Genomic DNA, 14,518 nt, shown 5'->3' with positions numbered 1-14,518 from the left:
CCACCCAAAATCTGTAAATCTCCACCCCATCTGGACACCCGCACTCTCCATCCATTACGTTGAAGCTCTCAGTCAGGAGCCTCAATGCCGGAGCCCATACCTGCCTTCAAACCCAAAAAATCCGTAGCCCTCTCCGGCACGCCCGCCGGCAACACCGCCCTCTGCACCGTAGGCCACTCCGGCAACGACCTCCACTATCGCGGCTATGACATCCACGACCTCGCCGCCAACTGCCAGTACGAAGAAGTAGCCCACCTCCTGCTCCACGGCCACCTCCCCAACGCAACCGAGCTAGCCGCCTACAAGCAAACCCTGGCCGCCGCCCGCACACTCCCCCAAGCCGTCCTTCAGGCTCTCGAACTCCTCCCCGCTGCCACACACCCCATGGACGTACTCCGCACCGGAGTCTCAGTCCTCGGCAGTATCGAACCCGAACCCGCCGCCCATGACACCGCCACCGCAATCACCCTCGCCGACCAACTCCTCTCCAAGCTCGTCTCCATGCTCGGCTACTGGCTCCAGTTCGCCCGCCACGGCAAGCGCGTAGCAGTGCAGACCGACGACGACTCCCTGGCCGCCCATCTCCTGCACCTGCTCCACGGCAACAAGCCCAGCGAAGAGTGGACCAACGCCATGCACGCGTCCCTCATCCTCTACGCTGAGCACGAGTTCAACGCCTCTACCTTCACCGCCCGCGTCATCGCCGGCACCGGCTCCGACCTCTACTCCGCCATCACCGGAGCCATCGGCGCACTCAAAGGTCCAAAGCACGGCGGAGCCAACGAAGTCGCCCTCGAAATCCAGCAGCGTTACGCCTCACCCGACGAAGCCGAGCAGGACATCCGCCGCCGCATCGAAAACCGCGAAGTCATCATCGGCTTCGGCCATCCCGTCTACACCATCGCCGACCCGCGCAACGAAATCATCAAGCGAATCGCGGCATCCCTCGCACATTCACCGGAAGATAAGAACCTCTACGCCATAGCCGAACGCGTAGAGTCCGTCATGCAACAAACCAAGCGCATGTTCCCCAACCTCGACTGGTTCTCTGCCGTGGCCTACAACGAAATCCAAATCCCCATCGACCTTTTCACCCCGCTCTTCGTCATCGCCCGCACCGCAGGCTGGTCCGCGCACATCCTGGAGCAGCGCGCCGACGGCAAAATCATCCGTCCCAGCGCCAACTACACCGGCCCTGAACCGCAGACTTTCATACCACTCGGCCAACGCACCTAGCTCCCTCCGCTAACCTGCTAACTCGCTACTGCGCGCAGCGCAGCTAACTTGCTAAAGGAATCCCGCTTTGTCCTCGCACATCCCAAACGACCGCCCCGCGCCCGACTCTGTAATCACCGACATCGCCGACTACGCCCTCAACTACACCATCGAAAGCGACCTCGCATGGTCCACCGCCCGCACCTGCCTCATCGACACGCTCGGCTGCGGCCTTGAAGCTCTCGAATACCCCGCCTGCACCAAGCTCCTCGGCCCCATCGTCCCCGGCACAGTCGTCCCCAACGGAGCACGCGTACCCGGCACGCCGTATCAACTCGACCCCGTACAAGCCGCTTTCAACATCGGCGCCATCATCCGCTGGCTCGACTTCAACGACACATGGCTAGCCGCCGAGTGGGGCCATCCCTCGGACAATCTAGGCGGCATCCTAGCCGTAGCCGACTGGCTCTCCCGCACCAACATCGCAGAAGGCAAGCCCCCGCTAACCATGCGCGACGTGCTGGCAGCCATGATTCAGGCCCACGAGATCCAGGGCTGCCTCGCCCTCGAAAACTCCTTCAACAAGGTGGGCCTAGACCACGTCGTACTCGTCAAAGTAGCCTCCACCGCGGTCGTCAGCAAACTCCTCGGCCTCACCCGCGAGCAAACCATCAACGCCATCTCGCTCGCCTGGGTAGACGGCCAATCCCTGCGCACCTATCGCCACGCCCCCAACACCGGCAGCCGGAAAAGCTGGGCCGCCGGCGACGCCACCAGCCGCGCCGTCCGCCTTGCCCTAATGGCCCGCGCCGGAGAGATGGGCTATCCCACCGCGCTCACCGCCAAAACCTGGGGCTTCTACGACGTCTCCTTCAAAGGCCAGCCCTTCCAGTTCCAACGCCCCTACGGCACCTACGTCATGGAAAACGTCCTCTTCAAAATCAGCTACCCCGCCGAGTTCCACGCCCAAACCGCCGTAGAAGCCTCCATGGCCCTGCGCGCTGAACTCGACAAGCAAGGCAAAACCGCCGAGGACATCCAGCAAATCACCATAAGCACGCATGAAGCCTGCCTCCGCATCATCGACAAGCGTGGCCCGCTCTCAAACCCCGCTGATCGCGACCACTGCATTCAGTACATGGTCGCCATCCCGCTCCTCTTCAACCGCCTCACCGCCGCCGACTACGAAGACACCACCGCGCAAGACTCGCGCATTGACGCCCTGCGCGAAAAAATCACCTGCGTAGAAAACCCGCAGTTCACCGCCGACTACCACGACCCCGAAAAGCGTTCCATCGCCAACACCCTTCAAGCCGTCCTCAACGACGGCACTGTTCTGGAACAAACAGTCGAATACCCCATCGGCCACCGCCGTCGCCGCTCCGACGGCCTCCCGCTCCTCATCGCCAAATTCCAAACCAATCTCGCCCGCCGCTTCCCGCAGGCACAGCAGCAGCGCATCCTCGACGCATCCCTCGACCCTGCACACCTCGACACCATGCCCGTCCATCAATACGTAGACCTCTACCTGCCATGAACTCCCGCATACAATGGCTGTGACGCCACGCACCATCCCCCGCTCCGCCCGTTTGTAAACTGCAACCGGGTCCCTAAACCACCACGAGGAAGACCATGCAACTCAAAGCACTCCGCACCTTCGCCGCCGCAGTCGTCATGACGGTCACCACCGCCGCATCCGCCCAATCCGGCGCCATCCTCAAGCCCGCCGACACGCAAAAGCTGCTCCCCGCCTCCGTCTACTACAAGGGCCAGTCCGCCCCCACGCAGCTCCGCAACTCCGGCGGCGTCAAATTCCCCGACGGCCTCTACGTCCTCGCCACGCTCGTAGACAACAGCGGCTACTCCAGCGACGTCGCCGCCAAATATCAGGGCTACCTCATCACCGAAGCCCCCCTCAAAATCTCCGGCCAGTCCCTCCCCGCCGGCGTCTACGGCGAAGGTTTCGTCTCCGGCAAATTTGTCATCACCGACGTAGGCGGCCACGACGTCCTAACCGTCCCCGCCACCAGCGACTCCGCCATCAAACGCCCCACCCCGCTCCAGTTCCTGCCCGCCCCCTCCGGAGGTTTCCGCCTTTACTCCGGCCGGCAATATGTAGACTTCACCCGCTAGCCCGCCGCCGGGAAGCGCCTCACCCCACCGCACCAAGCCCTTCCCGGCAAATTTCCCCGAAAAATTGCAGTTTTTCCAACCCCAACCCGCAACTTCTCCCCGCCCCAAGCCGTCATGATTCAATAGAAGTGCACTTGAATTCCGTTGCACTCTACTAGAAGTGCTTTAAAACAGATGAACCTACCGCCCATCCAAGCCGATAACGACGCCCACCTGATTCCCGCATGGTCCATCGCACTCGCCGTCGCTGCCTTTGCCGTCGTCGAGTACTACTTCTGGATGGTGCTTCCCGCGTTCCGTCACCACGCGCCGCCACCGCTAGGCTTCCGGATCTACTTCAATCTCTCCTGGGGCATCCTCGCGGCTGTCTACTGCCTCATGCTCGGCTTCGTAAGCAAAGACGCGCCCCGCCGCGCCATGAGCACCCGTTTCTGGATGGTCCTCTGCGTCGTCATGCCCGGCGGCATCGGCGCCGTGCTCTACTTCCTGCTGCGCCAGCCCCTCGTCTCCGCCTGCCCCGCCTGCGGAACCTTTGTCCAGAGTGACTTCCACTTCTGCCCGCAGTGCAGCTATCAGCTCACGGCCAGTTGCGGTAGCTGTTTCCGCACCGTCCGCGCCACAGACCAGTTCTGCACCCGCTGCGGCCACGAGCTGGCACAAGACCACATGCCCGCCCGCCTACGAGTTCTAGGAAGTTAAAAAATAGGGAAGAGGGACAAGAAAAACGCGGCCCGCTCGAATCACAATCGAGCAGGCCGCTTTCTTTTAAGCAAGTAGTACAGCCGATGCCAGCCAGAGCGCATCGTCCCCTAGTCCCTAGTCCCTAGTCCCTAGTCCCTTGTCCCTTGTCCCTTGTCCTACAATCTCCATAGATGTCTCTCTCCGCCCTAATCATCGACGACGAACAACTGGCCCGCGACGAGTTGAAGTATCTCCTCGACTCCGTAGGCGACGTAGATGTCGTCGCACAAGGTTCCAACGGCATTGAAGCCATCGATCTAATTGAGGAGCACCACCCCGACCTCATCTTCCTCGACGTGCAAATGCCCGGTCTCGACGGCTTCGGTGTTCTTCAAAAACTGGCTGAGCACAGCGCGACAAAGAGCCAGCGGCATCCTGACGAAGAGCCCGAGCCCTTGCCGCAAATCGTCTTCGCCACGGCCTATGACCAGTACGCCGTCCGCGCCTTTGACGTGAACGCAGTCGATTACCTTCTCAAACCCTTCGACCGCACCCGCGTGCAGCAAGCCGTCGAACGCGTCAAAAGCCGCCTCGCCGGCAATGGCGAATCAGGCACGCAGCCGCAGTCGCAAATCGACGCCCTGCTCAAGCTGCTCAACCGCACGCAGCCCTCAGCGCAGCAGCCCAACAAACTCATCGTGCAGGCACAAAGCCGCCTCCTGCTCGTAGACCAGGCCGACATCTGCTACGCCGCCATTGATGAAGGCGTCATTCGCGTCGTCACGCAACAGTTTGAAGGCCAGTCCAAGTGCCGCACACTGGAAGAACTCCTCGAACTGCTCGACCCCACGCGCTTCTGGCGCGCCCATCGCGGGTTCGTCGTCAACATCAATCACATCCGCGAAGTAGTGCCTTGGTTCAAATCCAGCTACCAGCTCCGCATGGACGACAAAAAGCAAACCGAAATCCCAGTAAGCCGTTCGCAAACGCGCCACTTGCGCGAGCTCTTCAATCTCTAGCAAATCCCGGTCGCATTCCAGGACGTCCATCTCAACGGAGACGCACGCATGCCCCGCACTTCCCTGCACTTATTCAAAGTTGCCCTGTTTGCCATCGCACTATCCTTCTCATCAAGCGCCGCGCCCGCACATCCCGTAGCAGCCCTGCTAGTAAGCGACGTTCACTTCGAGCCCTTCTGGGACCCCGCAAAACTCCCGCAACTTGACGCCGCGCCATCCAGCCAGTGGAAAGCCATCCTCGCCGCTCCCGCATCCCCAGATCAAGCAGGGCGTTTCGCCGCGCTGCAAGAAACCTGCAAAACCCGCGGCGAAGACACCAGCTACCCCTTGCTCGCATCCAGCCTCGCCGCCATGCGCGCCAACGCCCGCGGCGCACACTTCCTCACCATCAGCGGCGACCTCATCGCCCACTCTTTCCCCTGCAAATACAACGCCATCTTCCCCAACGCAACACCCAAACAGTACGAAGCCTTCGTAGCCAAAACCATTGAATTCGTCCTCGCCGAATTCCACACAGCATTCCCCAGCACGCCCGTCTACGCCGCACTCGGCAACAACGACTCCGGCTGCGATGATTACAAACTCGACTCCAACTCCGCCTTCCTCGCCGCATCCGGCAAAGTCTTCACCACAAAACTTCCACTCAAAGAGCGCCAAACAGCCGAAGCCAACTTCGCCGCGGGCGGCAACTTCTCCATCACGCTCCCCGCGCCATTCCTGCACACGCGTCTCATCGTCATTGACGACCTCTTCCAGTCCCGCAAATACAAAACCTGCGGCGGCAAAGACGACCCAACAGCCGTCATAGCGCAAATCGACTGGCTCCGCACCGAACTCGACAAAGCCCGCACACATCACGAAAAAATCTGGATCATGGGCCACATTCCGCCCGGCATCGATCCCTACGCAACCATCTCGAAGATGCGCAACGTGTGCGGCGGCAAAGATCCCGATCTCTTCCTCTCTTCCGATGAGCTTCCCAATACGCTGGCAAAGTACGGCGACATAATTCGCCTCGCCCTCTTCGCTCACACCCACATGGACGAAATGCGCCTCATCAAATCGCCGGACACAAGCGCAGCGCCCATCGCGCTCAAGATGGTTCCCTCCATCTCCCCCGTCGATGGCAACAACCCGGCCTTCACCATCGCCACCATCGACCCACGCACTGCCATCCTGCGCAATTACCGCGTCATCGCCGCTTCCAACCAGACGGGCATCAACACACAATGGCAAGAGGAGTACGACTACGGCAAGACCTACCACAAGCCCGCATACGCCGCGAAGGAAGTCCAGTCACTCCTGAACGCCTTCTCCGCCGACCCTAAGGCTGAGTCAGCGGCCAGCCAAAGCTATCTTGAAAACTACTTCGTAGGCAGCAAGTCTCCCGAACTGACCCCCTTCTGGCCGCAGTACACCTGCGCGCTGGAAAACTACACCGCAGACAGCTACCACGCCTGCCGCTGCCCTGCAAGGTAGAGCAGGGCAGCCGCCCGGCCAAAAACCAGTTCAGCTATAAAAGAAAACGGCGGAGGCTTCAGCCCCCGCCGTTCGTTTCACCCACACAACTACTGCTTATTCACATCAATGTAGTAGTAATCCCCAGCCACCTGAAAATTATCTTTGCTCAGCGGCGACTCCATCCACTGCCACTTTGTCGTCGGATGAATTACCTGCCAATGATCCGGCGTACCCACTTTCACCGGCATCGCAAAATCATCGTAATCCGCATCCCACTTATACCCGACTAAATTCTTCGACTCACCAAACAGCAACTCCAGCCGCGGAATCCGCGACTGCCGCAAATACTGGTTGAAAATCGGCGTCAGATTCATCCCCGTGTGCAGGTTGAAATACGACACAATATCTTCCGTCATAATCTGCTGATGCTGAAAGTGCTGATACATCCCCTTAATCAACGCAAACCACTTCGCATCATCATCCACCACGCTGCGCAGGGTATTCAACATCAGCGCGCCCTTGAAGTACTGGTCCTCCGTAGGCTCCGCATTCACGCCGCGCTCCGCAATAATCGGCCGCAGGTTATAAATCTTCGGCTTATATCCGGTCAGATACTTGATAGCATCCGCCTTGCCCCACCGGTACTCCACATACAGGCTCTCAAGATACGTGTCCCATCCTTCGTGAATCCACATATCCGACGGGTCTTTCGCCGTAATGCTGTTACCAAACCACTCATGACCGCTCTCGTGAATGATGATGAAGTCAAACCACGGACTAATCCCCACACCCGTCCAGTCACGGTCATAATACCCGTTCTTGAACATATTCCCGTACGTCACCGCACTCTGGTGTTCCATGCCCGTATACGGCGCCTGGATCAGCTTGTACCCATCCTTGATAAACGGATACTCGCCAAAGTAATGCGTATACGCCTCAATCATTCCTTTCGCCTGCGCAAACTGCGCCTTCGCCTTATCCAGATCCTCCGGCAACACCCAGAAATCCAGAGGCTCCGTTCCATACGTATCGGCAAAGTGAACATAGTTCCCAATATTCAGCGAAACATCATAGTTGTTGATGCCATAGCTCACATGCCAATCCCACCGTGTGTAGCCATCGCCAAGATCGGTCTTACCCACAAACTTCCCATTGGAAACATCCGTCAGCCCATTCGGAATCGCAACGCTGATGTCCATGTTCTCGACTTCATCCTGCCACTGGTCTTTGTTCGGCCACCACACGCTCGCGCCAATCCCCTCGCAGGCAGTGTTAATCCAGTCATGCCCGCTCGGGTCCTTCTTGAACGTAATCCCGCCAAACCGCCCTGTCTCCAGCGGATTCCCCGAGTAATAAAAGTCAATCGAGTACTCGCGCCCCGCAATCAGCGTCTTCGGAAAATCAACAAACACCGCGCTGCCGTCACGCTCATACTTGAGCGTCGCATCCCCCATCACAATCTTGTCGATGTTCAACTTGTCCGTCAGGTCAAGCTGAATGCGCTCCCCATTCTTTAGCATCTTGAAGCGAATCGTATTCTTCCCACCAATCCACTTCTTCGCCGGGTCCACGCGAATATCGAGATGGTAATAAAGCAAGTCGTTGTTCTCACGATATGGCCCATAAGCCCCGCGCAGCATCTGCTCCCGCGTAGGAACCGGCGCACCCGCATCATTCGGACGAACACGCGGCTTCGGCTTCTCCTGTTTGGAATTGGCATCCGATTTCTTCTGTGCCTGCGTTGTCCCCTGAGCAGCCTGCCCCATCAGCACCTGCGAAAACCCCATACAAGCCATCACAACGAGCGAACCAATCCGCATCATCCCAGCATCCCTCATTCAGTTTTGCTCCTGTTGTATACATCTTCGCACGCAATAACGCGATGGAGAGCTGCAAGATTCTCCATCGCGTTTTGTTCTGCTCTAAGATTTTCCAAACCGCTTTTCAGCGAGCGCCACTCAGCACCTGCTTCGCAATCGTCATCAACTGCATATTGCTCGTGCCTTCGTAAATCTTCCCCACCTTGGCATCGCGATAAAACTTCTCCGCCGGATAATCGCGCACAAATCCATTGCCGCCAAAAATCTCCACGCACTCGCTAGCCACGTGCTCGGCCACCTCGGAAGCAAACAGCTTCGCCATCGCTGCTTCCTTCACATACGCCTGCCCCGCATCTTTCAGCCGAGCCGCGTTATAAACCATCAACCGCGCCGCCTCAATCTCTGTCGCCATCCGCGCCAGCGCAAACTGCACCGCCTGAAACTCCGCAATCACCTTCCCAAACTGCTTCCGCTCCTGCGCATACTTCGCCGCATGCTTCCACGCACCCTCGGCCAGCCCCAGCATCTGCGCGCCAATCCCAATACGCCCTTCATTCAGCGTCTCAATCGCAATCTTGTATCCCTTGCCCACTTCTCCCAGCACGTTCGCCGCAGGCACTTCGCAATTATCAAAGCTCAACTCGCAAGTGCTGCTCGCGCGAATCCCAAGCTTGTCCTCTTTGTGTCCCACACTCAAGCCCGCCGAATTCTTCTCCACCACAAACGCAGTAATGCCGCGATAGCCCTCCTCAGGGTTAGCATTCGCAAACACAAGAAACAGCCCCGCCTCGCGAGCATTGCTAATCCACTGCTTGCGTCCACTCAGCCGAAAACCGCCCTCCACGTTCTCCGCACGACTCTGCAACGCAAACGCATCCGATCCCGACCCTGCCTCACTCAGCGCATACGCACCCACAGCGCCCGCAGCCAATATCGGCAACCATTTTTTCTGCTGCCTCTCACTCCCCCACTTCCGAATCGCATTCACCACCAGCGTATTGTGCACATCCACCAGCACAGCAACTGCAGGATCAACAGTAGAGATAGCCTCAATCGCCAGCACCGCATCAAAGAAACTGCCACCCGCGCCGCCCAGCATCTCAGGAATCTCAATCCCCATCAGCCCCAGCGCAAACATCTCCTTCACCAGCGCAGGAGCCATCTGTTGCGCCTCATCCATCGCACGCACCTCCGGCGCAATGCGTTCTTCAGCAAACTTCTGCACCGTCGAGAAAAACAGTTCTTCCTCTTCGCTAAGTTGTGTAAGGGGAGAAACAGCAGAATGAGTCAATATATATAACCTCCGGCCCGGAGTCTATCAAAGCCAATGCACACTTGGCTCCAAACAAAAACGGCAGGCGCGTATCAAGCGCCCGCCGTTCGTTTCTTACCTGCTTAGTTAATCAATCACAAACGTAAACGTAGTGGTTGAAGTAATAGAGGAAGTCGCCGTATCCACAGCCGTAATGGTTCCGGTGTAGCTTCCTTTCGGCGGGTTGGAAGGCGTATTACCGCTGCCGCTGCCGCCACCACAAGCCGAAATCGCCATGCCAACCGTAGCCAGCATCAGCACAGCAACCAGCCCACGCAGCTTCCGTGACCGTCGCCCCAAGTAACCAATCATCAGCAGGCCAGCAAATGTGACGCCTTCCGGAAAAAGATTACGAAAATTATCTTGCGCTTTTAACTTATTCTTCGGAGTAAATAGCGCCCTCAACGGTTTAAGGCGTAATGCCTTAGACACATCTTCCGTTGGACAATCTGCAGAATTAGCATCCAGTTGAAGCGTCGTGCTTCCCGAGCCATTCGCCGTACCAATCGTCACCGTTCCCTGTGCCGCCAGACCCGAGCCAAAGCCATAGCACAGGTTTCCGAGACTATTGTCAGCCGAACCAAAATCAATGCTCAGCGTCGTCGTGCCCGAATAGCCATTGCTGCCCGTCACCGTCAGGTTCTCTGTGCCGGAACTGCCCTGGCTAACCGTCAGCGTGCTCGGCGTTGCCGCAACCGCAATCTTGCCCGTACCCGAGCTAGTTGCCTGCGCCGTCACCGTCGCTGTTCCCGTCGAGCTCGCAAAGGTCGCGTCAGCGGGAGTGTAGTTCGCCGTAATCGTGTGCGCGCCCGCAGCCGCGAACGTAGCCGCAAAGGAAGCCGTTGCCGCCGTGCCGCTCGCAGTCAGGTTAAACGGTGAACCAGTCACCGCTGTGTCATCAATCTTCACGGTCACAGTGCCGGTAGGAGCCGCCGAGCCAGAAGCCGCAGAAACCGAAATCGTAATCGTGTCATTGGCTCCTACCGTTGGCGTCGTACTCGCAGGCGTCACCGTCGTCGTGGTGCTAATCGCCGTCGTGCTGCTACCCGTATACGACGTCACCAGGTTCGCCAGGTCCACCGAGCCAAGGCCCGTCACCATGTCGTATCCCGTGCCCGCCGAATAGCCGCCCGTCTGGCTTCCGCAGTACTTCGAGCCGCCCGTGCAGTTATTGTTCCCGCTTGTCACGTCATGGAAAGCCGAAGCATACGTCGAGCTATTCGCCGCCAGCGTATAAAGCGCCGGATTCACCAGCCCTTGTCCAGTCGTGTAGCCTTTCGCCTGGTTCACAATTGCCAGCATGCCCGCGAAAATCGGCGTGGCAAAGCTCGTGCCGCCGGCTGCCGTAAAGTAGCCATAACCAGAGTTGTCGAAAAATTCGTAGACCCCATTCGTCGCACCGCAGCTCGCCGTCTGCCCCGGATTATTCACAGTGCCATCGCCTGGATTCCAGTCACTAGGGTCGCTTGAGCAGAACAGGTACGCCGGAAAATTCGGCGAAGAGTAGAGCGCCACATCCGGCACAAGCCGGAAGCTGCCCGACGGAATCCCCGTCACGCCAGTCTGCCAGCTTGGCCGCGCAGTCAACGTGCTGATACCGCCACCGCTCGCGCTCAGATTCTGGTAGGTCTCCCCGCCATACGTAAAGTCGTCGTCATTCCACGCAATCTCGGGAATATAGGAGAGTGCCGTGGTTAGCGCAACGCCGCCGGTATCGCTGCTGGAAGCAGCCGACCAGTATTGCCCCACCGCTGTATTCGCAGCCGTTATCTCCGTACCGCCCACAGCCGTCACATACGCGCTCGATGCCGGATAGCTTACCGCCAGCGCCGACTGCTGCGATGCGCTCAGATCCGTAAAGCCCTCGCACGCCGTTGAACCCGAGTCGCCGGAAGCCACCAGCACCGTCTGCCCTTGTGTAGTTGCCTGCTCGCCTATCGATTCCAGTGCGCTATAGTCCGACTGCGCCAGCTCTGTCTCGCATGTGCCATAGCTGATGCTGATGATGTTGCCAATCTGGTTATCCACCGCGTACTGATACGAATCGAAAACGCCGTACGTCGCGACGCCGTTCGTCAAATCGCCGCCCGTGTAAACAAAATTGACAGTCGCGCCTGGAGCCATCGCCCCGGCCCACTCCAAATCCAGGTCGCTCTCGCCTTCATCGCCGCCGCAGGTATAGCTGCCGCCGTTCTGGCAGCCAGGATTCAACGTAGAATCGCCCGTGCCCGGCACCAGCGTAATCTGCGGGTCCTTTACCGCCAGCCCCGCCGCCTGCTGAAAGTTCTCTATATCCGAAAGCTGAACCGCCGACTGGCCCATGATCGCAATCACCTGGCCCGCGCCGTTGTTTCCCCCGCTAATCAGGGAATTCACGTCATACGCAATCTTGATGTCGCCCGGAGCAAAGAAAACACCCTGGTTGGACGTGGTGCAATCCTGGTCGCCGCAGGTGGTGTACTGGCCCTTCACGCCGGTGGACTTCGCGCGAACATGCACCGGAGCATGCACATGCGCAGGCCGTGGATGGAAGTCATGCAGATTCTCCACCCCTGTCACCACACCGGCAATCGATGCCGGAACCGAAAGCGCCGTCGAAGCCGAAAAATGCTTCTCTCCGTTCACGCTATAGACGTGCATCTCCGTAGCAAACGCCCGCTCCACCTGCGCCGCCGTACCGGAGAAGTGAATCGCATTCTTTGCATGGTTTACCGAGGTAACCTTGAAGCCTTCCGACTCCAGCCAGCTCTCAACCTTCGCCACGTCCGCATCCGCCATGCCGAACTGCGCGCCAAACTCCTCCGGCGTCAGCCACTTGTGATACTGCGGAGAAGTTGGATTCTGCTGCGCCTTAATCAGCGTCTGCAGAGCCGCTTCCTGCGCCTGCGAGCGGTTGAAAAAGATCGTCATGCCATGCAACTCGGTGTTACCCGGCATGCGTCCCACATCAAACCGGCTCTGCGCCAGCGGGTGCAGGGAGCCCTTAAGAACGCTCGGCTGGTTGGTGTTGATCTCTGTCTGAATGCGGGGCCTGACACTCTGCGCGCTCAACGAACCTGCCGCTAAAGCACACGCCGCCAACAGGCTCAGGAGCGAAGACTGCTTCTGCCTGCCAATCGCGAACATTCTCTTCATGGGGGCTTCCTTGTATGTCGTTCTAAGAAGTGTAGAGGAAGAAAGGTGCTCTTTCCGAACCTCTCCCGATACATCGTACATGCAGGCAGCCGAAGGGGGCTTCAACATTCCCGGCGCATACCCGCCTGGCCTCAGAAAACGTGAAACAACAGCAGCCCCCAGGGACACTTTCCCCATGGGCCACCGACTTCATAGACTCATTTTCCCCCACAAAGTTGTGGCAGCCACCCTCTTTTTCGCGACATTGGAAAGTAAATTGCAGAAAAGCAGGGAACAGGGTGAGATGCAGTTCCCGTGCCCCATCCTTGCGACTTTTTCCTGTCGCGAGGGTGGGAAACCTCAACTGTAAGCCCCCATATCCCCGTTCTCTCACAAAATTAGGTGGTGTCATCCTGAGCGAAACTCTTTGGGCCCCGCGAACAGTTTCATCGTTCGTGGGGTAGGCGGAGCGAAGGATCTGCGGTTGTCTTTTATGCTTCTGCCGTTTAGTTCTTTACAGCTTTTCGGCCCTTTATAGCCTTCGCCGTGTATCTAAAACCCCTGTACCCCGCACCCTATACCCTGTCCCCTGCCTTTTCCAGCCGCAGCGCCGCCCTACCCTTACCCCGCGCCACAAACCGTTCCGTCCGCCAGGCAATCGAAAGCTTCTCCCCGCGCAGCAGCTTATGAATCTGCCCCCGCGCATGCTCCGCCCACGGACCATTGCGGTCCAGCTTCACATAGGCCTGCCAGTGCCGCAGCGCATTCCGCCGCTCACCCTTGCGCTCAAACGCCAGCGCCAGGTTGTAGTGCGCATCCGCATAGCGCGGCGAAAGAGCCACCGCCTGCCGGTAAGCAGTAATCGACTCATCCAGCCGCTCCAGCTCATCCAGCACATTGCCCAAATCAAAGAACGCCAGCACATACTCCGGATCGGCAACCGTAGCCCGACGGTAAAGCTCCTCGGCCTTCTCATACTGCCGCAGATGAAAGTAAATCGTGCCTAAATTGATATAAGCCGCGGCATATTCCGGGTGCGAGGCCAATATCTCCTCGTAAATCCCCATCGCCTTCTTCTTTTCGCCGGCCTCTTCCGCCTGCACCGCGGTCAGAAACATCTCCTGCGCTCGCGACTGGGCCGCCTTCCGCATCGGCACCGGAGCCTTCACCGCCACCGCCTGCTTCGCTCCGCCATCGAAATCAAAGCAAAGCTGCCGCCGGATCGGGTCCATCACCTCGCCATGATGCCGGAAGATAAGCTGCTTGCCCTTCCGCACCACCGTCGCCTCGCTCAGCGGATTCGCCATCCCGCTCACCGCCTGCATGGCAGCCAGCGAGCTGCGAATCGAAGCGACAGAAACATCCTCGGCGCGCAGCGAACGCAGCGTCCTCAGTTGTCCAAGGTCCTGAAAGCTGTACTTCTTCCGCACCGGCATCAACCCGGCACGTTCCCAGCTCTGCAATTGATGTTGAGGAATCTGGAGAATCCGAAGCACGTCCTCGCGGCTGAAATCCCGGCAAGCTACGGCCTGACTACCACTGTCTGGGCGGCGAAGGTACTGGCTCACTCGTCTTAGCTCCCCTGGTGATGTCAGGCGTCCGTATCTCAATGGATACGTTCCGCCCGCACGTTGACCGATGGACAGGAGGAACCGCTCTTGCAGCGATTATGCCAAGAATACGCGTGGATAAGCCGTCCGGAATTAAAACACACGCAAAAAGTACGTGGATAACACGTGCCTTTTTTGGTTCATGAGACACTT

10 protein-coding genes are annotated in these 14,518 nt (G+C 58.7%); 6 read left to right on the top strand and 4 right to left on the bottom strand.

Annotation, left to right across the window (positions count from 1 at the left end; translation table 11 throughout):
* Positions 1-84: 84 nt before the first annotated feature.
* The 6 genes from prpC (at position 85) to AC5S3R_RS06375 (ending at position 6,527) form a co-directional block, all read left to right on the top strand.
* Complete coding sequence (gene prpC, locus AC5S3R_RS06400; protein ID WP_494266183.1) at positions 85-1,236, top strand: bifunctional 2-methylcitrate synthase/citrate synthase; 1,152 nt, start codon at positions 85-87, stop codon at positions 1,234-1,236.
* Positions 1,237-1,303: 67 nt separating this feature from the next.
* Positions 1,304-2,752 carry a bifunctional 2-methylcitrate dehydratase/aconitate hydratase gene (locus AC5S3R_RS06395; protein ID WP_494266182.1) on the top strand — a complete coding sequence of 483 codons (1,449 nt, stop codon included), beginning with the start codon at positions 1,304-1,306 and terminating at the stop codon, positions 2,750-2,752.
* A 95-nt stretch (positions 2,753-2,847) separates the two neighbouring features.
* The gene (locus AC5S3R_RS06390; RefSeq protein ID WP_494266181.1) at positions 2,848-3,348 is read left to right on the top strand and encodes a hypothetical protein; all 501 of its coding nucleotides are present in this window, start codon (positions 2,848-2,850) and stop codon (positions 3,346-3,348) included.
* A 174-nt stretch (positions 3,349-3,522) separates the two neighbouring features.
* Positions 3,523-4,047: a zinc ribbon domain-containing protein gene (locus tag AC5S3R_RS06385; RefSeq protein ID WP_494266180.1), complete on the top strand. Its 525-nt coding sequence runs from the start codon at positions 3,523-3,525 to the stop codon at positions 4,045-4,047.
* Positions 4,048-4,220: 173 nt separating this feature from the next.
* Positions 4,221-5,048 carry a LytR/AlgR family response regulator transcription factor gene (locus tag AC5S3R_RS06380; protein WP_494266179.1) on the top strand — a complete coding sequence of 276 codons (828 nt, stop codon included), beginning with the start codon at positions 4,221-4,223 and terminating at the stop codon, positions 5,046-5,048.
* Positions 5,049-5,096: 48 nt separating this feature from the next.
* Complete coding sequence (locus tag AC5S3R_RS06375) at positions 5,097-6,527, top strand: metallophosphoesterase (RefSeq protein ID WP_494266178.1); 1,431 nt, start codon at positions 5,097-5,099, stop codon at positions 6,525-6,527.
* A gap of 89 nt (positions 6,528-6,616) precedes the next feature.
* Here AC5S3R_RS06375 and AC5S3R_RS06370 read toward each other — a convergent pair whose 3' ends face one another.
* The 4 genes from AC5S3R_RS06370 to AC5S3R_RS06355 form a co-directional block, all read right to left on the bottom strand.
* On the bottom strand, positions 6,617-8,332 hold the full coding sequence (locus AC5S3R_RS06370) for a M1 family metallopeptidase (protein ID WP_494266177.1): 1,716 nt from the start codon (positions 8,330-8,332) through the stop codon (positions 6,617-6,619).
* Between the two features lie 121 nt (positions 8,333-8,453).
* Entirely contained in the window at positions 8,454-9,620 is a 1,167-nt protein-coding gene (locus AC5S3R_RS06365; RefSeq protein ID WP_494266176.1) for an acyl-CoA dehydrogenase, read from the bottom strand.
* A gap of 108 nt (positions 9,621-9,728) precedes the next feature.
* A complete protein-coding gene (locus AC5S3R_RS06360; protein ID WP_494266175.1) occupies positions 9,729-12,776 on the bottom strand; it encodes a S53 family peptidase in 3,048 nt (1,015 codons plus the stop codon).
* 554 nt (positions 12,777-13,330) lie between these two features.
* The gene (locus AC5S3R_RS06355) at positions 13,331-14,323 is read right to left on the bottom strand and encodes a tetratricopeptide repeat protein (RefSeq protein ID WP_494266174.1); all 993 of its coding nucleotides are present in this window, start codon (positions 14,321-14,323) and stop codon (positions 13,331-13,333) included.
* Positions 14,324-14,518 lie beyond the last annotated feature (195 nt).

This window comes from Occallatibacter sp. FHG110214_02 (assembly GCF_059115385.1).
Note: the sequence above shows the minus strand (reverse complement) of the source record. Positions and strands in the feature narration are given on the sequence as shown.

Bases quoted from the DNA above. Each gene is read 5' to 3' on its own strand.
- prpC (WP_494266183.1), top strand. From the start codon at position 85: ATGCCGGAGCCCATACCTGCCTTCAAACCCAAAAAATCCGTAGCCCTC.
- AC5S3R_RS06390 (WP_494266181.1), top strand. From the start codon at position 2,848: ATGCAACTCAAAGCACTCCGCACCTTCGCCGCCGCAGTCGTCATGACG.
- AC5S3R_RS06385 (WP_494266180.1), top strand. From the start codon at position 3,523: ATGAACCTACCGCCCATCCAAGCCGATAACGACGCCCACCTGATTCCC.
- AC5S3R_RS06380 (WP_494266179.1), top strand. From the start codon at position 4,221: ATGTCTCTCTCCGCCCTAATCATCGACGACGAACAACTGGCCCGCGAC.
- AC5S3R_RS06375 (WP_494266178.1), top strand. From the start codon at position 5,097: ATGCCCCGCACTTCCCTGCACTTATTCAAAGTTGCCCTGTTTGCCATC.
- AC5S3R_RS06370 (WP_494266177.1), bottom strand. From the start codon at position 8,332: ATGATGCGGATTGGTTCGCTCGTTGTGATGGCTTGTATGGGGTTTTCG.
- AC5S3R_RS06360 (WP_494266175.1), bottom strand. From the start codon at position 12,776: ATGAAGAGAATGTTCGCGATTGGCAGGCAGAAGCAGTCTTCGCTCCTG.